This window comes from Rhodanobacter panaciterrae (assembly GCF_014651895.1).
Lineage (GTDB): Bacteria > Pseudomonadota > Gammaproteobacteria > Xanthomonadales > Rhodanobacteraceae > Rhodanobacter > Rhodanobacter panaciterrae.
In genome coordinates, this window is the sequence record NZ_BMXT01000001.1 from 1,440,792 (window position 1) to 1,459,945 (window position 19,154).

A 19,154-nucleotide genomic window follows, 5' to 3' on the forward strand; every position below is an offset into this window, starting at 1 on the left:
AACCCAAGGTTATGCAGATCGAGCAACTCAAACCCATCATCGAGGCCGCCCTGCTGGCCTCCACCCAGCCGATGACCGTCCATCAGCTGGGCGACCTGTTCAATGAAACCGACGAAGTCGATCACGGGCAGATCGCCAAGGCGCTGGAAGCGCTGGGCGAAGATTGCAGCGGCCGTGGCATTGAATTGAAGGAAGTCGCCTCCGGTTTTCGCTACCAGGTTCGTCAGGACGTGCATCCGTGGATCTCGCGGATGTGGACCGAACGACCCAGTCGCTATTCACGCGCGTTGCTGGAAACACTGGCGCTGATCGCCTATCGGCAGCCGATCACCCGCCCCGAGATCGAGCAGATCCGTGGCGTAGTGGTGTCCTCCAACATCATCAAGACGATGGAAGAGCGCGAGTGGATCCGCGTAGTCGGTTACCGCGACGTGCCCGGCAAGCCGGCACTGTTCGGCACCACCCGTGCGTTTCTCGACTACTTCAACCTGAAATCGCTGGACCAGCTGCCGCCACTGTCGGAAATCCGCGACATGGAAGACCCGCAATTGCGCTTCGAACCGGAACCCTTCCCTGCCCGTATCGTGCGCGACCTGTCGGTCGATCCGGACCATGAAGCGCCGCTCGAAGCCGACGGCCACGAACTAGAAACCGAACACCATGCATCCGCGGACGCCGCAGATGCTGAAAACAACAATACGAACACCACGGCCGACGCCGACGCGTCAGCCGTTTCCCCCGAGTCCGACGAGCCTGGCTCCGATACGAGCCCACTCACCGATCACCCGATTGCCACTGCCGATGAGGCAGCGAACCCCGCCGCAGACGTCGAACCCGACGCTGCCGAGCAAGATACCGAGGAGTACCGCGCATGACTGCGCCGCAGAAATCCGTTTTATCCCTGAAGCGCGAACCGCGCATCGACACCGACGCGCCCGCGCTGGAAGAGCGCCTGCACAAGGTGCTGGCCAATGCAGGCCTTGGCTCGCGCCGCATGCTGGAGCAGCGCATCCAGTCCGGCGAAGTCGAACTGAATGGCGCACCCGCCGAAATCGGCATGAGCGTGAAGGCGGGTGACCGCGTGGTGATGGACGGCAAGCAGTTCGTCGTCGCCACCGACAGCCGCGACGACACCGAGGTCTTGCTGTACCACAAGCCCGAGGGCGTACTGACCACCCGTGACGACCCCGAAGGCCGCCCCACCGTGTTCGAACAGCTGCCGCGCCTGAAGGGTGCGCGCTGGGTCGCCGTGGGCCGCCTCGACATCAACACCACTGGCTTGCTGCTGCTGACCACCGACGGTGAACTGGCCAATGGCCTGATGCACCCGAAGAGCGGCCTCGAGCGCGAGTACCTGTGCCGCGTGCATGGCGAAGTGCCGGACGAGATCATCGAACGGCTGAAGGCTGGCGTGGAGCTGGACGACGGCCCTGCACGCTTCGACGAGATCGCCGTGATCAGTCGCGGCGGCAGCCACAGCTGGTTCCGCGTGGTCATCCGCGAAGGCCGCAACCGCGAAGTGCGTCGCCTGTGGGATTCGCAGGGTTTCCTGGTCAGCCGCCTCAAGCGCATCCGCTACGGCACCATCGAACTGCCGCGCAACCTGCGCCGCGGCGAATGCGAAGTGCTCGATGCAGAAACCGTCAAGGAGCTGCGCCAGACTACCGGTCTCGGCATGCCGCAGCCGGTGCTGACCCTGAGCCCGGTCCTGCATCAGCGCCGCGCGAACCGCAGCGTCACTGAATATCGCCCCGAGCGCGGCGCCAGCAGCGCCTGGACCGGCGGTCAGGACGAGGCACGCGAAATACGCGCCTACGACCGCATCCGCGAAGAACCGATCCGCGGCCGCAAGCCGCCGCGTCGCGACGGCAAGGAAGTCAACGGCAACGTCGCGCGTCCCGAGCGTGCAGGTGGCAGCAGGGGCCGGCGTGTAGCGCCGGGCCAGGAACTGCCGTCGGTGCGCACCTGGTTCGCCGGCGAAAGCCGCGACGGCAGCGGTCGTCCCGGCGCACCGCGCGGCAACGCCGGTGGCGGTGCTGCAGGCAATCGTCGGCCGGCCGGTGGCAAGCCGTTCGGCGCCCGTAGCAGCGGCGAAGGTCGTGCTGCCGGCAACAGCCCGTACAGCGGCTTTGGTGGCGAATCGCGTGGTGCCGCCGGCGGCACCGGCAACCGCGCGCATGGTGCTCGTCCTGCACATGGCGGTCGCCCGCAAGGCCAGGGTCAGGGCCAAGGCAATCGTGCCCAGGGGAATCCTGCACACGGCAATGCCCGGCCCCACGGCACGGGCGGTGCGCGACCGCAAGGCCAGGGTGGCAATCGTCCGCAAGGCGCTGGCCGGCCGCAAGGTCAGGGCGGCAACCGCTCGCACAGCGGTGCACGCCCACAGGGTCACGGTGGCCCTGCCGGCGGACGTCCGCCGGGGCGCGGCGGCAATCGTTCGGGCAATCGCTGAGCCACGGCTCGGCATGACGGATCGAGATAACTGACCGAATGGTGCGCATCTATCACAACAGCCGCTGCTCCAAATCGCGCGCCACGCTGGCGTTGCTGGAGGAGCACGGCGGCAAGGTCGAGGTCATCAACTATCTCGACAACCCGCCGACCGTGGCCGAACTGGCCGTGTTGTTGAAGCAGCTGGGCATGAGCGCGCGCGAACTCTTGCGCACGGGCGAAGCGGAGTACGCATCGCTCGGGCTGGATGATCCTGCGCTCGGCGATGCAGCATTGATCGCCGCGATGGTGGCGCATCCGAAACTGATCGAGCGACCGATCGTGGTCGCCAACGGCAAAGCTGCACTCGGACGGCCACCGGAAGCGGTGCTGGCGATACTCTGAGCGTTATGTACCCATCAACAAAAAGCCGCCTATCAGGCGGCTTTTTGTTTTCATGCATGGTGGCGGGTCAACCTGGATCGAGCGAAAACGCATCAGCATCCATCCACGCCGGAAAGCGTTCGCGATGCGCCAGCAGCGGTGCCGGATCGAGCATGACCGTCACCACTTGCTCCTGCGTACCCAACTCGACCAGTGGCTCGCCGACCGGATCGATCACCGCGCTGTCACCGGCATACGGAATTTCGTTGCCGTCCACGCCGACCCGATTCACCCCGATAACGTAGCTGAGGTTCTCGATCGCGCGCGCGCGCAGCAGCGTGCGCCACGGACCACGGCGCGGTGTCGGCCAGTTCGCCACGAACAAGGCGAGGTCGTAATCCATACCGCCGTTGGCGGAAGCCAGTCGGCGGTTGCGCAGCCATACCGGAAAGCGCAGGTCGTAGCAGACCTGCGGCAAGATCCGCCAACCCTTCAGTTCCACGATCGGCCGCTCGTTACCGCTGCCATAACGGGTGTGTTCACCAGCCATGCGGAACAGGTGGCGCTTGTCGTACTGGGTGAAATTGCCATCCGGCTGCATCCACAACAGGCGGTTGTAGACGACGTCGTTCTCGCGGATCGCCAGACTGCCGCAGATCACCGCGTTCATCTCGATCGCCAGCGCGCGCAGCCACGCCACGCCCTCGCCGTCCATCGTTCCGGCATTGGCCTGGGTGTCGTTGCTGAAACCCGACAGGAAGGTTTCGGGAAGCACGATCAAATCGCTGCCGGCGGCCTGGCGCACCAGCGCGCCGTAGTAGTCGCGGTTGGCAGCCGCGTCGTGCCAACGGGTGGCGCCCTGCACCAGCGAAACCTTCAGAGCACGCATATTTGAAGCTGGCATGTTCACAGCCGGCATAACCGCTCCGCGGCCGCATCCATCGTGGCATCGCTCTTGGCGAAGCACAGCCGCAGCAGGCGCGTGCCCGGCGCGCTTTCGTAAAACGGTGTCAACGGAATTGCTGCCACGCCGCCCTGCTCGACCAGCCACTTGCTGAAAGTGAGATCGTCCTCGTCGCGGATCGCCGAATAATCGACCAGCTGGAAATAACCGCCGGGCACGTCGAGCAGCTTGAAGCGCGACGGCGCCAGCAGTGCACGGAAACGATCGCGCTTGGCCTGGTAGAAGGCCGGCAATTCCAGATAGTGCTCGGGATTGCTGGCCATGAATTCGGCGAACGCCACCTGCGCCGGATGGAACGTGCAGAACGTGAGGTACTGGTGCACCTTGCGGAACTCGGCCGACAGCGCGGCCGGCGCCACGGCGTAGCCGACCTTCCAGCCGGTGCAGTGATAGGTCTTGCCGAACGAGGAGACCACGATGCTGCGCTCGGCCAGTTCCGGATGGCGCAACACGCTCTCGTGTTGCGCGCCGTCGTAGACGATGTGTTCGTACACCTCGTCGGACAGCACCACGATCTTCGTGTCGCGCACGATCGCCGCCAGCTCTTCGAGGTCGGCTGCCGACAGCACCGCACCGGACGGATTGTGCGGGCTGTTGATCAGGATCATCCGCGTCTTCGGCGTCACGGCGTCGCGCACGCGCTGCCAATCAATCGCGAATGCCGGCACGGTCAACGGGATATGCACCGCGCGTGCGCCCTGCAGCTCGATCGCCGGCTCGTAGCAGTCGTAGGCTGGATCGAACACGATCACTTCCTCGCCCGCACGCACGACGGCGGCAATCGCCGCGAAGATCGCTTCGGTGGCGCCGGACGTGACCGTGATATCGGTATCGACATTGAGCTTGCGACCGTACAGCTGCGCGACCTTCGACACGATCTGCTCGCGCAGCGCCGCCGTACCGTGCATCGGCGCGTACTGGTTGCGGCCTTCGTTCATGGCGCGGGTCAGCGCATCGCGCAGTCCCTGCGGCGGTTCGAAATCGGGAAAGCCCTGCCCCAGGTTGACCGCCTTGTGCTCCAGCGCCAGCTGGCTCATCACGCTGAAGATGGTGGTGCCGACTTTTGGCAGCTTGGTTTCGATCATCATCATTCGGCCGTTTGGATGTCCATAAAGGTTCAAGCGTAGCGTATCGGTGCTGCCGCGTGCATCACGGCACACCGATCATGGTTTCGGCAGCTCGTCCAGCGGACGCAGCTTGCATTGCTCATGTTTCAGCAGCGTCATGGCCGGCAGTCGCTCGGCCAGGAAGTCGACCAGTGCGCGCACACCCGGCAGCATGCCGCGGCGGCTGGGATAGACGAAGTGCATGGTGCCCTCGGGCACGCTCCAGTCCGGCAACACTATTTCGAGTTCGCCACGGGCGATCGCCGGCGCACACACGAATTCCGGCAACAACGCCACGCCCATGCCGCGGCGTGCGGCTTCCAGCAGCACCGTGAAATCGCCAGTGATCAGGCGTGCCTGTACTTCGACATTGACCTGTTCGCCGTTCGCCCCGATCAGCTCCCACACCTGTGCGCCTTCGTGCTCGCGCATCGACAGCGCCGGCAGCTTGGCCAGCTCCTCGGGCATGGCCGGACGTCCTTGGGCTTTCAGCAACGCGGGGCTGGCCACGAGCTTGGTACGCGACTGGCCGAAACTGCGCATTACCAGGTTTGCATCGCTGTCCAGCTTGCTACGCACCCGAATCGCCAGATCGTAGCCTTCACCGACCACGTCGACGCGGCGATTGCTGGCCAGCAAGCGCACCTGCATCTTCGGATACTGCGTGAGGAAATCCGGCAGCAAGTAAGCCAGCACCGTCTGCGCCAGCGACTCCGGACAGCTCAAACGCACCACACCACGCGGCTCGGCACGCAATTCATCCACTGCGTCCTGCGCCGCCTGCGCTTCTTCCAGCACGGCGCGGCAATGCGCGTAGAAACGCTCGCCGACCTCAGTCACCACGAAACGCCGCGTGGTCCGTTGCAGCAGGCGCACACCGAGCCGCTCCTCCAGCTGGGCCACCCGCTTGCTCAGGCGCGATTTCGGCACGCCCAGAGCCCGGCCGGCGGCGGAGAAGCCGCCGTGTTCGACCACCGCGGCAAAGAAGTACAGGTCGTTGAGATCCTGCAAGGCGCCACTCAATACCGTCATGATTGTTTCCAATAAGGAACGATAAGTTCGAAGATACCTATCTTATCGCATCATTGTTCCGAATATATCCTGTTTACATCGCCGGGTAGCCGGCCCGACCAGGAACCTCATCATGAAACTGTTGCATATCGATTCCAGCGCACTGGGTGGTTACTCGGTTTCGCGCCAGCTGACCGCCGACATCGTAGCCGAGCTGCAGCGCAACACAGCCGCCGCCTCAGTCCAATATCACGACCTGGCTGCCAAGCCGCTGCCGCACTGGACGCCGGTGGCCGATGCCAGCGACCCCGTCGTTGTACTGGGCAACCAGATGCTGGAGGAATTCCTCGCCGCTGACGTCGTGGTGATCGGTGCGCCGATGTACAACTTCGGCATTCCCAGCCAGCTCAAGGCCTGGATCGACCGCATTGCGGTCGCCGGCAAGACCTTCCGCTATGGCGCCAACGGCCCCGAGGGGCTGGCCGGCGGCAAGCGCGTGATCATCGCCTCCAGCCGTGGCGGCATGTATGCCAGCGGCCCGGCCGCCGTGATGGATTTCCAGGAGTCCTATCTGCGTACCGTATTTGGCTTTATCGGCATCACCAACGTGGAATTCGTGCGTGCCGAAGGGCTCAACATGGGCGATGAGCCGAAAGCGCTGGCCTTGCAGTCGGCACAGGCCGCGATCGGTTCGCTGATCGCACCTGAAGCCAAGGCCGCCTGATTCAGCTCGCGCTTGCAAACGCCCTCTTCACGAGTGAAGAGGGCGTTTGTCGTTGTGCGACCGGTGCGATCCCGTGAGCCGGCAGTGGAAAAACCACACGCCGGCCGACACACTGCGGATTCAACCGACACAGGAATCCGCGCATGAATCGCTCGCTACGTCTGTCGTTGCTTGGGCTGCTGGCACTGGCACCCGCCGTGCAGGCCGCCGATCTGCTGGTGAACAACGTCAACGGCTATACGCTGGACAGCCACGGCAAACTGCAGCAATTCCAGGCGCTTCTGATCGATCAGGGCAAAGTGGTCGCCACCGGCAACCGTGCCGACTTGGCCAAGCGCGCCGGCAACGCCAAGATCATCGACGGTCACGGCCACACCTTGCTGCCGGGCCTGATCGACGCTCATGGCCACGTGCTTGAACTGGGCTATGCGCGCAACCGGGCCGATCTCATCGGCACACAGTCGCTGGACGAAGCTCTGGCGAAAGTGAAGGCGTACGCCGCAGCGCACCCCGACGCGAAGTGGATCACCGGCGGTGGCTGGAATCAGGAAATCTGGAAACTCGGCCGCTTCCCCACCGCGAAGGAACTGGACGCCGTGGTATCCGATCGCCCGGTGTGGCTGAGCCGCGTCGACGGTCATGCCGGCTGGGCCAATACCGCTGCCATGAAGCTGGCTGGCATCACCAAGGCCAGCCAGGATCCCCCAGGTGGACGCATCGAGCGTGACGCGGATGGCAACCCTGCCGGGGTCTTCGTCGATGGCGCCATGGCGTTGATCGACCCCAAGGTTCCTGTACCAACGGCGCAACAAAAAGCCGTGGCGCTGGATACCGCGTTGGCCGAAATGGCCAGCGTCGGCCTCACCGGCGTCAGCGATGCCGGCATCGACCTGGCGAACTACCGGCTGTACCGGCAATACGCCGACGCGCACAAACTCACCGCGCGTATCTACGCCATGATCCTGGGTACCGGCGACGACTTCGATGTCATCAACAAGAACGGCCCCTTGATCGGCTACGGCGATGATTTCCTCACCGTGCGCGCGGTCAAGCTGTTCGCCGACGGCGCACTGGGCAGCCGCGGCGCGGCGATGCTGCAGCCCTACTCCGATGATCCGGGCAACCGCGGTTTGCTGTTCATGAAGCCCGACGAGATGACCGCGAAGATCGGCAAAGCGCTGGGCAAGGGCTATCAAGTCGCCATCCACGCGATCGGCGATCGCGCCAACCGTGAAGTGCTGGACAGCTATGCCGCAGCCTACAAGCTGCATGACGGCAAGGACCTGCGCAACCGCGTCGAGCACGCGCAGATCGTGTCGCCGCAGGACATTCCGCGCTTCGTGTCGTTGCGGCTGATCGCCTCGATGCAACCGACCCACGCCACCTCCGACATGAACATGGCGGAGGATCGCATCGGCCATGACCGCATGCAGGGCGCCTATGCATGGCAGCGTTTTCTCAAGCAGGGCACGGTGGTCGCCGGCGGCTCGGATTTCCCGGTGGAATCGCCCAATCCGTTCTATGGCCTGTACTCGGCCATCACGCGCGAGGATCACCACGGCCAGCCGCCCGGCGGTTGGTATCCAGAGCAGGACATGACCCTGGTCGAAGCGTTGCGCGCCTTCACGTTGGACGCTGCCTACGCCGAGCATGCGGAAAAGACGCTCGGCACACTGGAACCGGGCAAGTGGGCCGACTTCATCCTGATCGATCACGACATCTTCAAGGATGCTCCGGCCACGCTCTGGAACACCAAGGTGCTGCAGACCTGGGTCGGCGGCAAACAGGTTTACACCGCGCACGATTGATCACGACGCCCCTTGGTTACAACGAAAAGGCCAGCCCGAGTGCTGGCCTTTTCGTTGATGCGCGCGGCGCCAACTCCGGCTCATGTGGCGCAGCTGCCCGCCTGAAGGGCATTGCGCAGCGGCGATTCCAGCGACAACTTATGCCGGAGAGCCATATAGGCCATCAGTCATGTTGCGAAATGGCACTTTGCCTATTGACGGTTCAAAAGTCGGTGTTATAGTTCACTACAACACCACCTAACGAGCTCACCAAGGAGGCCCGTCATGAAAGCGCAGAACCTGATCTCCAGCGTCGCCGCCGTCCTGTTTACCTTCGCCAGCCTGAGTGCCGTCAACTACAACGTGGACAGCCAGCTGGCAGCGGCCAGCAAGACCCGCACGATCAAAGTCACCGAACTGGCACCCGTCACGGTCCATCCCAGCGCTGCCGAAATGCGCGCCGCCGCCCTGCTCGCCGATATCGGCAGCGGCATCGCCACAGTGCCGTCACTGAGCCACATCGACGGAACCGGCACAGCCGAGCCGTTCAGCCTGCTCGGGTCGCCATTGGCCATGCCCTACTATTCGTTTGGCAACAAGTTTGGCCGTATCACCAAGGAATAAAACATGACCATTACCTGGAACGACAGCGTCCCGATCTATCGCCAACTGCAGCAACGCGTAGTGGCGATGATCCTGGACGGCGCCTTGAACGAGGGCGACCCGCTGCCGTCGGTACGTCAAGTGGCAGCGGATTATCAGATCAACCCGCTGACCGTATCGAAGGCGTATCAGGAACTGGTCGACGAACAACTGGTTGAAAAAAGGAGGGGTCTGGGCATGTTCGTCATCGAAGGCGCTCGTGAGGCGCTGCTGAAATCCGAACGCGAGCGGTTTCTGCGCGAAGAATGGCCGGTGCTGTTCGCACGGCTGCAACGACTGGGGCTGGATCTCAAGACGCTGCTGCGTGAGGCCGAGTCTGGCAAGGGAGAGCAATCATGAGCGCGGTAATCACGGCCAGCGGCCTGAGCAAACGGTACAAGTCGTCGCTGGCGCTGGACAATGTGAACTTCCAGATCGCTCCCGGCCGCATCGTCGGCCTGATCGGCCCCAACGGCGCCGGCAAGACCACTGCACTGAAAGCGATCCTCGGCCTCACCGACTTCACTGGCCAGCTCAACGTGCTGGGTTTCGACCCACGCAAGCAGCGCGACAAGCTGATGGGCGAGGTCTGCTTCATCGCCGATGTCGCGGTGTTGCCACGCTGGATCCGCGTCAGCGAGGCGGTCGACTTTGTTGCCAACGTGCATCCGCGCTTCGATCGCGCCAAGTGCGAAGCGTTTCTTGCACGTACCAAGCTGCAGCCGAATCAGCGCGTCAAGCAGATGTCCAAGGGCATGATCGTGCAGCTGCATCTGGCACTGGTGATGGCGATCGACGCCAAGCTGCTGATCCTGGACGAGCCGACGCTGGGCCTGGACATCCTCTATCGCAAGCAGTTCTACCAGCACTTGCTGGAAGACTACTTCGACGAAAACAAGACGATCATCGTGACGACGCACCAGGTCGAGGAAGTCGAACACATCCTCACCGACCTGATGTTCATCCGCGACGGCAAGATCGTGCTGGATGCTGATATGGATGCAGTCGGCGAGCGCTTCATCGAAGTGATGGTGAACGCCGACAAGGCCGACGCCGCCCGCCAGCTGAAACCGCTGGACGAGCGCCAGGTCTTCGGCAAGAGCATTTTTCTGTTTGACGGCGCGAACCGCGCGACGCTGGAGCAACTGGGCGAAACCCGCCGGCCATCCATCAGCGACCTGTTCGTCGCCACCATGAAGGGAACCTACGCATGAAAACCTTCTATTGGCTTGTGAAGCGCGAATTCTGGGAACACCGGGGCGGCTTCTTCTGGGCTCCGATCATCACCGGCGGCGTATTCCTGCTGCTGAACATCATGGGCATCATCACCGCCGAGGTACTGGGCGCCCACCACGGGATCAATTTCGGTGCCAGCGGTGGTTTGCACAATGTCATGAGCGACATGGATGCCGGCGACATGAGCAAGGTCGGCTTCGCCCTGGACCTCGCGATGTATTCCGCGACAGGCCTGCTCACCGTGGTACTCGGCTTCGTGGTGTTCTTCTATTGCCTCGGCGCGCTGTATGACGACCGCCGTGATCGCAGCATCCTGTTCTGGAAGTCGCTGCCGATCTCCGATACCAGCACCGTGCTGTCCAAGATCGTCAGTGCCACCGTGCTGGCTCCGATCATTGCCGTCATCGTGGGTATCGTCGTCGGCATACTGCAATTGCTGATACTGGCGATAACCCTGTCCTTCCATGGCGTGAATGTGTGGCATCTGCTGCTGATGGCCCACCCCTTCCGCATCGTGTTCAACCTGATTGGCTACATCCCGCTGTACGTGCTCTGGGCTCTTCCCTCGGTGGGTTGGTTGTTGCTCTGCTCGGCATGGGCACGCAACAAGCCGTTCCTCTGGGCAGTCGCATTGCCGGTGGCCACGGGTCTGATAATCAGCTGGTTTGGCCTGATGGGACTGTTCAACCTTCCGACCACCTGGTTCTGGAAGAACGTTGTGCAGCGCGGCCTGTTCAGCACATTCCCTGGCACCGGCAGCGTGTTCGGCACCAGCGGTGAATCGATCGCACACAACGTCGCCGGCAATCCGAACATGGACTTCATGGATCTGACCAACACCTACCAGCTGCTGGCTTCGTCGAACCTGTGGATTGGTGTCGTGATCGGATCGGCGCTGCTGGCAGGCGCCATCTGGTTCCGCCGCTGGCGCGACGACAGCTGACTTCCGATCGAATTCGAGATTAAGGAGAACACCCCCCATGAAGTCCTCTACTTTCAACGCGCTCGCACTGACCATGCTGCTGCCACTGACCGCTTGCGGTCAGTCCGGACACACCGACTCCCAGCCGGGTGTCGCCGACAACGTGGCACAGGCAGTCAAGGACGCCGACGAGAAAACCTCCCCGTCGATGATTTCCGGAGAAATCCAGAAGGCGATGCAGGAGGCCAAGCAGGAACTGGCCACCAAGAACATCGACGTGAACAGCGTTCACATCAACGATAGCCACCACAACGACAAGGATTCGCGTCCCAAAGCCGAGATCACCCCACAGGGCGACTTGCTGATCGCAGGCAAGCAGGTGGCGGCCACGCCGACGCAACATGGCCTGCTGCTGGACTACCGCAAGCAGATCGTCGGTATCGCCGAAACCGGCATGGACATCGGCGCGCAAGGTGCCGACCTGGGTGTCAATGCGGCCAAGCAAGCACTGTGGGGCGCGCTCGCCGGCAAAAGCAACAAGGACATCGAAGCATCCATCAAGCCACAAACCGACAAGATCGAGGCTGCCGCTGTCAGGTTGTGCCAGCGAATGCCCGACCTGCTCTCCACGCAGCAGAAACTGGCCGCGGCGATGCCCGAGTTCAGGCCCTACGCAACCATGCAGCAAAAGGACGTCGATGATTGCGGCAAGGACATGAAGGACAAGGACGGCAAGAAAGGCATCGCCGTATTCTCGGATTGATCCAGGCACCCAAGGCTCTCACGGACGGTGTAACCCATCCCGCGGAGCCTTGACCCCATCATGCAGGAGCCCGCTGGCGGGCGACGCCGTTGCCTTGAATCCAGGCAGTTATCCGGCATAGCAGCACCACCCGCCAGCGGGCTTCTACAAAAAGTTTCAGATCAGCCACAGTGCCGCCGCCCTGCCTACGTTACCCAACTGGAGCATGTCTTGATGTCTTACCAACGCGTGATCGGGTTGCTTGCGATGACCGCTTTGATAGCTGGTTGCGGCAAAGAATCAGGCAATACCAATGTCATCAGTTTTCGCAGCGGCAGCCTGGTCAACGGTGGCATCACCTTGCGGCATGATGAAGTCACCCTGCACGTCCAAAGCACACCGGATGCCGTCATCAATGCTGCAGGTGATCTAAGCATCGATCAGCACCCGGCTACCGTCAGCGCAAACCAACGTGCACTGCTGCAGGATTACTACCGCAACGTGCTGGCGGTCAATGAACACGGCATCGCCACCGGCAAGGCTGGTGCGGCGATTGCCGGCCAGGCGATCAAGAGCGTCGTCAAGGGTATTGCCAGCGGAGACACCGACAGCATCGACAAGGACATCGATGCCAAGTCACAGAAGGTGACGCAGGAAGCCCTGAAGATCTGCCTGGACCTGGCCAACATCAAGACGGCGCAAGACAGCCTCGCCGATCAGCTCGCTGCATTCAAACCCTATGCCGGCATTATCAAAGCCGACAACATCACCGATTGCACAAGCGACTCCAAGAACTGATCGTGTGACGAGGTAATGAAACGACAACGGGTGCTTCGGCACCCGTTGTCGTTTCTGTACAAGGCGATCTGTTATTCGCCGTGAATGCCGCCCTTGGTCAGCGCCATCGGATCGAGCAGCCGCTTCAGTTCGTCCTTCGACAGTCCAGTGGTTTCCAGCGCCACGTCCATGATCGGGCGGTGTTCCTTGTAAGCCTGCTTGGCCGTGGCGGCACCCTTCTCGTAACCGATCACCGGATTCAGCGCGGTGACCAGGATCGGGTTCATCGCCAGCGCCTGATTGACCCGCACCGTGTTGACTTTGAAGCCGGCGATCGACTTGTCGGCCAGCAGCACGCTGACGTTGCTCAGAATCCCGATCGACTGCAGCAGGTTGTGCGCGATCAGCGGCAACATCACATTGAGCTGGAAGTTACCGGACTGGCCGGCGATGGTGATCGAGGCATCGTTGCCGATCACCTGCGCGGCGACCATTGCGGTCGCTTCGGGAATCACCGGATTGACCTTGCCCGGCATGATCGACGAACCCGGCTGCAGGGCGGGCAACTCGATCTCACCCAGGCCGGCCAGCGGACCGGAATTCATCCAGCGCAGGTCGTTGGCGATCTTCATCAGTGCCACCGCCAGCGTCTTCAGCTGGCCGGACAATTCCACCGCGGCATCCTGCGACGCCATACCCTCGAAATAATTTTCCGCCGACTCGAACTTCACGCCGGTCAGCTTCTTCAATTGCAGCGCCATCGCCGGACCAAACTTCGGATCGGCATTGATGCCGGTGCCGACGGCCGTGCCGCCCTGCGGCAGCCGGCGCATGCGCTTCAGCGCATCCTCGATACGTTCGATCGCCGAGCCGATCTGCGCCGCCCAGCCAGACAACTCCTGCCCGAACGTGATCGGCATCGCGTCCATCAGATGCGTGCGGCCGGTTTTCGGCGTGTTCCGCAACTCGCGGGCGCGCTTGTCGATGGCTTTCTTCAGATGCTTCAACGCCGGCAGCAGCTGCTCGCTGGTGGTGAGCGTGGCGCTGACATGGATCGCGGTGGGAATCACGTCGTTCGAGCTCTGCCCGTAATTGACGTGATCGTTCGGATGCACCTTGGTGCCAGCTTTCACCGCCAGATGCGCGATCACCTCGTTCGCATTCATGTTGGTGCTGGTGCCCGAGCCGGTCTGGAAGATGTCGATCGGAAACTGCGCGTCGTACTGGCCGTCCGCCACCGCCAGCGCTGCCTTGCGGATCGCCGCGGCCTGGTTTTTCTTCAGATGACCCATCGACAGGTTGACCTCGGCCGCGGCGGCCTTGATCAACCCCAGCGCACGGATGAACGGACGCGGCAGGTGCAGGCCGGAGATCGGGAAATTGTCGATCGCGCGCTGGGTCTGCGCGCCGTACAGCGCGTCCGCGGGCACCTGCAACTCGCCCATGCTGTCGTGCTCGGTGCGAAAACCGTTCATGCCCGGCTCCTCGAAATTGAAGAATGTCCAACTATAGGCCGCTGCCGGTCACTGGCGCGACATGCCGGCCAGAACAGAGAAGGGCCGCACCCATGTAAAATGGCGGTTTCCTCTTGCCGGAATGCCCCGATGTCCTCTCATGCCCTGACCGCCCTGTCGCCACTGGACGGCCGCTATGCCGGCAAGGTCGAAGCGCTGCGCCCGATCTTCAGCGAGTACGGCCTGATGCACCGCCGCGTGCACGTGGAAATCGAATGGCTTCTGGCGCTGGCCGCCGATCCAGGCATCGCCGAACTGCCGCCGTTCACGCCCACCCAAGTCAAGCAGCTGCACACCATCGCCGACAGCTTCGGCATCGAGGAAGGCGCGCGCATCAAGGCGATCGAGGCGACCACCAATCACGACGTGAAGGCGGTGGAGTACTTCATCAAGGAGCGCATCGGTACCGACCCCACGCTGGCCCAGGCCCGCGAGTTCGTGCACTTCGCCTGCACCAGCGAGGACATCAACAACCTGTCCTATGCGCTGATGCTGCGCGACGCGCGCGAACAGGTACTGCTACCGCAGCTCGACGCCGTGATTGCCCAGTTGCGCGAACTGGCGCACGCCAACGCCGCACTGCCGCTGCTTTCGCGCACGCATGGCCAGACCGCCTCGCCCAGCACCCTGGGCAAGGAAGTCGCGAACGTGGTGGCGCGCCTGCAACGCCAGCGCCAGCAGCTCGCCGCGGTGGAAATTTCCGGCAAGATCAACGGCGCTGTCGGCAACTACAACGCCCACCTCATCACCTATCCGGAAGTGGACTGGCGCGCATTTTCGCAGCGCTTCGTGGAAAGCCTCGGGCTCGACTACAACGCCTACACCACCCAGATCGAACCGCACGACGGCGTCGCCGAATACTGCGACGCGGTGCGACGCGCCAACATCATCCTGATCGACCTGACCCGCGACATCTGGGGCTATATCTCGCTGGGCTACTTCAAGCAGACACTGAAAGCCGGTGAAGTCGGTTCGTCGACCATGCCGCACAAGGTCAACCCGATCGACTTCGAGAATGCCGAAGGCAACTTCGGCCTCGCCAACGCCTTGCTCGGCCACTTCGCCGAGAAGCTGCCGATCAGCCGCTGGCAGCGCGATCTCACCGACTCCACCGTGCTGCGCGCACTCGGCACCGCGTTCGGCCACACCCTGGTCGCGCTGGAATCGCTGAAGAAAGGCCTCGGCAAACTCAACGTCAACGCCGAACGCATCGCCGCCGACCTCGACAGCAGCTGGGAAGTGCTGGCCGAAGCCGTGCAGACCGTGATGCGCCGCTACGGCCTGCCCGAGCCGTACGAACAGCTCAAGGCACTGACCCGCGGCCACGGCATCACCCAAGACTCGATGCGCAGCTTCATCAACGGTCTCGACCTGCCGACCGACGCGAAACAGCGTCTGCTGGAACTGACTCCTGGCAGCTATGTCGGCATGGCCGAAATGCTGGCAAAGGACATCTGAACGCGGTTGTCTGCCTGGCGCATTACCGTTTCCGGCGGCGAGGGTGTGTACGTCTGCCGACCGTAAGGTTTATTCCTCCACTTCCGAGGCCATAAGAGATAGCGCCTCGGTTCGTGCAATATGCAAAGGCCTCTAAGCACCATGACAGTTACCCGGCAAGCCCTTGTCTGCCCGTAGGATTTGACGAAGTCCAGGCGAAAGCTGAACATCCGGTGCATATGCCCCGATGTGGGGTCTAATAAGCGTTAGCCTTCAAATCGAATTAGGGGGAAGAACATAATGAATACGCAAGAAGGACCTGCTGAACAGGCGAGAGCGGTGGGGCGCAGGAATCGACCTTGGCTGCTCGGTCTAGGTGCCGTGGTGCTTGTGGCAGTGACGGTACTGGTCACCACACTAGCAATACGCGGCTTGCCGAATGGCATCGTCAGTCACGGCGACGTACCAACGCTAACTGCCGTGCAGCGATCCGCGCTTGACAATGCCGTCGCCGCAATTGGCAAAGTCAATGCTGCCGTTGAGGTGGGCGTGAATTTCCCGACATACGGGCAACTACTTATCGATGCAAAGGCGGCAACGAATCATGTAGTTGAGGTGGGCGCGACCCCAGCAATTACTAATATCTTGCAAGAAACTATCCAAAACTATGTAGATGCAGCTAAAGCGTGGCAGTCTAAGGTGCAATATCCAAACCTTAAGTTGGCTTCAGTCTATGGCGACGCCGCACTACTACAGAAGTACGGATTAATTCCCTCCAACGGAAAAAAGGACGATGGCGTAGACCCGGACACCGCAATGCAAAAGATATGGGGCGTGGCGGGGTCGCACTATCGGCAGCTTTTGGCAGCTCAATCCGGTGTGTAGCTAACTAATCGTTCAAGTCGGACGGCTACGCCGCCGCTTTACTCCAGCGTTAGCCATCAGGGGCATCCAGAATGCAATTTTCGGCTTTCTCCGAAACTTCCGTCATAAGTTACGAGGACGGTCAAATTAGGCTCCGTGTCAGTAGCGTTGCGGAGGCGAGAATTGCAATCAAGGAACTCAAGATAAAGAAGAAGGAGCTTTCCTTGCTCAAGCGCGAGCTTGCTGCCCAACAGAAGGAGCTAAGGTCTGCGCACACCCAAGCGGTTCGCGCCCGTGGACCCATGATGCGAGGAGGCGGCAGTTTTGGGAAAGTCATTCGTGCCATGCAATCAATTTCCAGAAACTCTACCCGTGCGAGCGTTGCGAACAGTCTCGTTCCCGTAGAAGACGAAAAAGTGAACATTGATCGGGACATGCGAGGACTTGAGTCTCTAATCCTCCAACTCGGGAATTTCATCACCAAAAATGGCTAACAAATCATTCGAGGCGGACGGCTTCGCCGCCGCTCAATTCCAGCGCTAGGCGGCCCTCTTGGTGAATCGACAAATTTTAGGATTTGACGTGAACATCCAGAAACAAATCCAAGAGTACATTGCCAATCAGCCCGAACCAAAACGCAGCGAAATGCGGGAATTACACGGCATCATTCTTGAGTTAATGCCACAATGTAGATTGTGGTTTCTGGATGGCAAAGATGAGAAAGGTAAGTCAATATCTAATCCGAATATAGGATATGGGTTTCACACCATGGAATATGTCAACGGGAAGACTAGGGATTTTTACCAAATTGGCCTCAGCGCAAACACAGCAGGAATTTCTATCTATATTCTAGGGATTGATGACAAGAAGTACTTGGCTCATAAATATGGAAAAGAGCTCGGCAAGGCAAGTGTTACAGGCTATTGCATCAAGTTCAAAACCCTGAAAGACATAAACATCAACGTGCTTAAATCAGCAATGCAATACGGGATCAAGCAGACAGGCACTCAACATTGATTTCAAGTTGATCTATTCCTTGCCTGCTGGCCAGCGGTCAAGCGCTCCTCGCAGATCCTGTCCAACCACTTAACACGAACGCTTCCGCCACGCGGCATCGCCGGTTATTTCGAAAGCTAGAGAACTATGGAAGATTTTCGTATCACCACGGAAAAGGCTGAACTGGATATTCCGTTCATCCATCAATTCCTCTCCGAGCAGACTTATTGGGCCAAGGGTATTCCACTCGCACTGGTTCAAAGGTCCATCGAGCATTCGCTCTGCTTCGGTGGCTTCCTTGGAACTACTCAAGTGGCGTTTGCTCGCGTCATCTCCGATTACGCAACTTTTGCCAATCTCGTGGACGTCTTTGTCCTCCCCGAGCATCGGGGCAAGGGTTACAGCAAGGCACTCATGGCTGCCGTGTTTTCGCACCCTCAGCTTCAAGGGCTGCGCCGCTTCATGCTGGCAACCGGGGACGCTCATGGGCTGTACGCTCAGTACGGGTTCACGGCTCCGCTGTATCCGAAGTCGCTGATGGAGCGCTACTTCCCGGATATCTATACCGCTGCCCTCTGAAATTCACTCAAGCCGAATCCGTCGGGCTTTTTGCACGACATGCCGAGCTCCGCAAGCGGAGCGCGGAGCTCTTCGGTTGGTCGCGCTCACACCTCGTCCGAGCCCTCGTTGACGCCTTCGAACAGGAACGTCGACAGGTAGCGTTCGCCGGTGTCCGGCAGCATCGCCAGCAGCACCGAGCCCTTCGGTGCATCCGCAGCCACCACCAGCGCGGCGGCCAGGGTGGCGCCGGAGGAAATGCCGGTGAAGATGCCTTCCTGCTGCGCCAGCTGGCGCGAGGTGTCGCGCGCCAGCACGTCGTCGATCAGCACGAGCTGGTCGACGACCTTGCGGTTGAGCACGCCCGGCACGAAGTCCGGCGTCCAGCCCTGGATCTTGTGCGGCTGCCATTCCTTGCCGGACAACAGCGCTGCGCCGGCGGGCTCGCTGGCGATGATCTTCACCTCGGGACGCGCCACCTTGAGTACCTCGCCCACGCCGGTGAGCGTGCCGCCGGTGCCCCAACCGGTAACGAAGTAATCCAGCCGGCGACCGGCGAAGTCGCGCAGGATTTCCGGTGCCGTGGTCTGCCGGTGATACGCCGGGTTGGCTGGGTTCTCGAACTGGTTGGTGAAGAACCAGCCGTGCTTCTGCGCCAGCTCCACCGCCTTCGCCACCATGCCGCTGCCGCGCGCGGCGCCCGGCGTCAACACCACTTTGCCGCCGTAGGCGCGGATCAGCTTGCGCCGCTCGATCGAGAACGTGTCCGACATCACCGCGACGAACGGATAGCCGCGAGCCGCGCATACTGCCGCCAACGCCACACCGGTATTGCCCGAGGTGGCCTCGATCACGGTTTGGCCGGGTTTCAGCGCGCCACGTTGCTCGGCGTCGAGGATGATGGCCAGGGCGAGCCGGTCTTTCACCGAGCCGGCCGGGTTGAACGCCTCCACCTTCACGTAGAGTTCGACGTGCTTCGGCGCGAGACGTTGGAGCTTGATGATCGGCGTGTTGCCGATGGTGTCGAGGATGCTGTCGTGGATCATGAGTCGCTCCGGCA

Annotated in this window: 20 protein-coding genes; 15 read left to right on the forward strand and 5 right to left on the reverse strand. The window is 61.6% G+C overall.

Annotation, left to right across the window (positions count from 1 at the left end; genetic code table 11):
- Positions 1-11 precede the first annotated feature (11 nt).
- The 3 genes from scpB to arsC are packed head-to-tail and all read left to right on the forward strand — an operon-like array spanning position 12 to position 2,835.
- The gene (gene scpB / locus IE071_RS06650) at positions 12-875 is read left to right on the forward strand and encodes an SMC-Scp complex subunit ScpB (RefSeq protein ID WP_189440297.1); all 864 of its coding nucleotides are present in this window, start codon (positions 12-14) and stop codon (positions 873-875) included.
- A complete protein-coding gene (locus tag IE071_RS06655) occupies positions 872-2,452 on the forward strand; it encodes a pseudouridine synthase (RefSeq protein ID WP_189440298.1) in 1,581 nt (526 codons plus the stop codon). The genes scpB and IE071_RS06655 overlap by 4 nt, the downstream gene beginning before the upstream one ends.
- Positions 2,453-2,490: 38 nt before the next feature.
- On the forward strand, positions 2,491-2,835 hold the full coding sequence (gene arsC, locus IE071_RS06660) for an arsenate reductase (glutaredoxin) (RefSeq protein ID WP_189440299.1): 345 nt from the start codon (positions 2,491-2,493) through the stop codon (positions 2,833-2,835).
- A gap of 67 nt (positions 2,836-2,902) precedes the next feature.
- Here arsC and IE071_RS06665 read toward each other — a convergent pair whose 3' ends face one another.
- The 3 genes from IE071_RS06665 to IE071_RS06675 form a co-directional block, all read right to left on the reverse strand.
- Positions 2,903-3,703: an amidohydrolase gene (locus IE071_RS06665; protein ID WP_189440300.1), complete on the reverse strand. Its 801-nt coding sequence runs from the start codon at positions 3,701-3,703 to the stop codon at positions 2,903-2,905.
- Positions 3,704-3,720: 17 nt separating this feature from the next.
- Positions 3,721-4,863, reverse strand: a complete 1,143-nt coding sequence (locus IE071_RS06670; protein WP_189440301.1) for a pyridoxal phosphate-dependent aminotransferase — start codon at positions 4,861-4,863, stop codon at positions 3,721-3,723.
- Between the two features lie 78 nt (positions 4,864-4,941).
- Positions 4,942-5,916 carry a LysR substrate-binding domain-containing protein gene (locus IE071_RS06675; RefSeq protein WP_189440302.1) on the reverse strand — a complete coding sequence of 325 codons (975 nt, stop codon included), beginning with the start codon at positions 5,914-5,916 and terminating at the stop codon, positions 4,942-4,944.
- Positions 5,917-6,028: 112 nt separating this feature from the next.
- On the opposite strand from IE071_RS06675, the gene IE071_RS06680 reads away from it, so the two are divergent.
- The 8 genes from IE071_RS06680 (at position 6,029) to IE071_RS06715 (ending at position 12,746) form a co-directional block, all read left to right on the forward strand.
- Positions 6,029-6,619, forward strand: coding sequence for an FMN-dependent NADH-azoreductase (locus IE071_RS06680; protein WP_189440303.1), 591 nt, complete (start codon positions 6,029-6,031; stop codon positions 6,617-6,619).
- A gap of 143 nt (positions 6,620-6,762) precedes the next feature.
- Positions 6,763-8,427 carry an amidohydrolase gene (locus tag IE071_RS06685; RefSeq protein WP_189440304.1) on the forward strand — a complete coding sequence of 555 codons (1,665 nt, stop codon included), beginning with the start codon at positions 6,763-6,765 and terminating at the stop codon, positions 8,425-8,427.
- 264 nt (positions 8,428-8,691) lie between these two features.
- Positions 8,692-9,030: a hypothetical protein gene (locus IE071_RS06690; RefSeq protein ID WP_189440305.1), complete on the forward strand. Its 339-nt coding sequence runs from the start codon at positions 8,692-8,694 to the stop codon at positions 9,028-9,030.
- A 3-nt stretch (positions 9,031-9,033) separates the two neighbouring features.
- Entirely contained in the window at positions 9,034-9,408 is a 375-nt protein-coding gene (locus IE071_RS06695) for a GntR family transcriptional regulator (RefSeq protein ID WP_189440306.1), read from the forward strand.
- Positions 9,405-10,262: an ABC transporter ATP-binding protein gene (locus tag IE071_RS06700; protein ID WP_189440307.1), complete on the forward strand. Its 858-nt coding sequence runs from the start codon at positions 9,405-9,407 to the stop codon at positions 10,260-10,262. The genes IE071_RS06695 and IE071_RS06700 overlap by 4 nt, the downstream gene beginning before the upstream one ends.
- On the forward strand, positions 10,259-11,227 hold the full coding sequence (locus IE071_RS06705) for an ABC-2 transporter permease (protein WP_189440308.1): 969 nt from the start codon (positions 10,259-10,261) through the stop codon (positions 11,225-11,227). The genes IE071_RS06700 and IE071_RS06705 overlap by 4 nt, the downstream gene beginning before the upstream one ends.
- 37 nt (positions 11,228-11,264) lie before the next feature.
- The gene (locus IE071_RS06710; protein ID WP_189440309.1) at positions 11,265-11,969 is read left to right on the forward strand and encodes a hypothetical protein; all 705 of its coding nucleotides are present in this window, start codon (positions 11,265-11,267) and stop codon (positions 11,967-11,969) included.
- A 60-nt stretch (positions 11,970-12,029) separates the two neighbouring features.
- Positions 12,030-12,746, forward strand: a complete 717-nt coding sequence (locus IE071_RS06715; protein ID WP_189440310.1) for a YggN family protein — start codon at positions 12,030-12,032, stop codon at positions 12,744-12,746.
- Between the two features lie 71 nt (positions 12,747-12,817).
- On the opposite strand, the gene IE071_RS06720 is transcribed toward IE071_RS06715, so the two are convergent.
- Positions 12,818-14,200 carry a class II fumarate hydratase gene (locus tag IE071_RS06720; RefSeq protein WP_189440311.1) on the reverse strand — a complete coding sequence of 461 codons (1,383 nt, stop codon included), beginning with the start codon at positions 14,198-14,200 and terminating at the stop codon, positions 12,818-12,820.
- Positions 14,201-14,329: 129 nt separating this feature from the next.
- On the opposite strand from IE071_RS06720, the gene purB reads away from it, so the two are divergent.
- The 4 genes from purB (at position 14,330) to IE071_RS06740 (ending at position 18,115) form a co-directional block, all read left to right on the forward strand.
- Positions 14,330-15,697 carry an adenylosuccinate lyase gene (gene purB, locus IE071_RS06725; protein WP_189440312.1) on the forward strand — a complete coding sequence of 456 codons (1,368 nt, stop codon included), beginning with the start codon at positions 14,330-14,332 and terminating at the stop codon, positions 15,695-15,697.
- 279 nt (positions 15,698-15,976) lie between these two features.
- The gene (locus IE071_RS06730; protein ID WP_189440313.1) at positions 15,977-16,561 is read left to right on the forward strand and encodes a hypothetical protein; all 585 of its coding nucleotides are present in this window, start codon (positions 15,977-15,979) and stop codon (positions 16,559-16,561) included.
- Positions 16,562-17,122: 561 nt separating this feature from the next.
- Positions 17,123-17,557 carry a DUF1801 domain-containing protein gene (locus IE071_RS06735; RefSeq protein WP_189440314.1) on the forward strand — a complete coding sequence of 145 codons (435 nt, stop codon included), beginning with the start codon at positions 17,123-17,125 and terminating at the stop codon, positions 17,555-17,557.
- A gap of 126 nt (positions 17,558-17,683) precedes the next feature.
- Positions 17,684-18,115: a GNAT family N-acetyltransferase gene (locus IE071_RS06740; RefSeq protein WP_189440315.1), complete on the forward strand. Its 432-nt coding sequence runs from the start codon at positions 17,684-17,686 to the stop codon at positions 18,113-18,115.
- A gap of 86 nt (positions 18,116-18,201) precedes the next feature.
- Here the strand turns inward: IE071_RS06740 and cysK are convergent, their stop codons facing one another.
- Positions 18,202-19,140, reverse strand: coding sequence for a cysteine synthase A (gene cysK, locus IE071_RS06745; RefSeq protein ID WP_189440316.1), 939 nt, complete (start codon positions 19,138-19,140; stop codon positions 18,202-18,204).
- Between the last annotated feature and the right edge of the window lie 14 nt (positions 19,141-19,154).

Excerpts from the sequence above, each read along its gene's own strand:
- IE071_RS06710 (WP_189440309.1), top strand. The coding sequence starts at position 11,265 with ATGAAGTCCTCTACTTTCAACGCGCTCGCACTGACCATGCTGCTGCCA.
- IE071_RS06685 (WP_189440304.1), top strand. The coding sequence starts at position 6,763 with ATGAATCGCTCGCTACGTCTGTCGTTGCTTGGGCTGCTGGCACTGGCA.
- IE071_RS06670 (WP_189440301.1), bottom strand. The coding sequence starts at position 4,863 with ATGATCGAAACCAAGCTGCCAAAAGTCGGCACCACCATCTTCAGCGTG.
- IE071_RS06740 (WP_189440315.1), top strand. The coding sequence starts at position 17,684 with ATGGAAGATTTTCGTATCACCACGGAAAAGGCTGAACTGGATATTCCG.
- IE071_RS06715 (WP_189440310.1), top strand. The coding sequence starts at position 12,030 with ATGCAGGAGCCCGCTGGCGGGCGACGCCGTTGCCTTGAATCCAGGCAG.
- scpB (WP_189440297.1), top strand. The coding sequence starts at position 12 with ATGCAGATCGAGCAACTCAAACCCATCATCGAGGCCGCCCTGCTGGCC.
- purB (WP_189440312.1), top strand. The coding sequence starts at position 14,330 with ATGTCCTCTCATGCCCTGACCGCCCTGTCGCCACTGGACGGCCGCTAT.
- IE071_RS06720 (WP_189440311.1), bottom strand. The coding sequence starts at position 14,200 with ATGAACGGTTTTCGCACCGAGCACGACAGCATGGGCGAGTTGCAGGTG.
- IE071_RS06680 (WP_189440303.1), top strand. The coding sequence starts at position 6,029 with ATGAAACTGTTGCATATCGATTCCAGCGCACTGGGTGGTTACTCGGTT.
- IE071_RS06705 (WP_189440308.1), top strand. The coding sequence starts at position 10,259 with ATGAAAACCTTCTATTGGCTTGTGAAGCGCGAATTCTGGGAACACCGG.
- IE071_RS06690 (WP_189440305.1), top strand. The coding sequence starts at position 8,692 with ATGAAAGCGCAGAACCTGATCTCCAGCGTCGCCGCCGTCCTGTTTACC.
- IE071_RS06675 (WP_189440302.1), bottom strand. The coding sequence starts at position 5,916 with ATGACGGTATTGAGTGGCGCCTTGCAGGATCTCAACGACCTGTACTTC.
- IE071_RS06695 (WP_189440306.1), top strand. The coding sequence starts at position 9,034 with ATGACCATTACCTGGAACGACAGCGTCCCGATCTATCGCCAACTGCAG.
- IE071_RS06700 (WP_189440307.1), top strand. The coding sequence starts at position 9,405 with ATGAGCGCGGTAATCACGGCCAGCGGCCTGAGCAAACGGTACAAGTCG.
- cysK (WP_189440316.1), bottom strand. The coding sequence starts at position 19,140 with ATGATCCACGACAGCATCCTCGACACCATCGGCAACACGCCGATCATC.
- arsC (WP_189440299.1), top strand. The coding sequence starts at position 2,491 with ATGGTGCGCATCTATCACAACAGCCGCTGCTCCAAATCGCGCGCCACG.
- IE071_RS06665 (WP_189440300.1), bottom strand. The coding sequence starts at position 3,703 with ATGCGTGCTCTGAAGGTTTCGCTGGTGCAGGGCGCCACCCGTTGGCAC.
- IE071_RS06655 (WP_189440298.1), top strand. The coding sequence starts at position 872 with ATGACTGCGCCGCAGAAATCCGTTTTATCCCTGAAGCGCGAACCGCGC.
- IE071_RS06730 (WP_189440313.1), top strand. The coding sequence starts at position 15,977 with ATGAATACGCAAGAAGGACCTGCTGAACAGGCGAGAGCGGTGGGGCGC.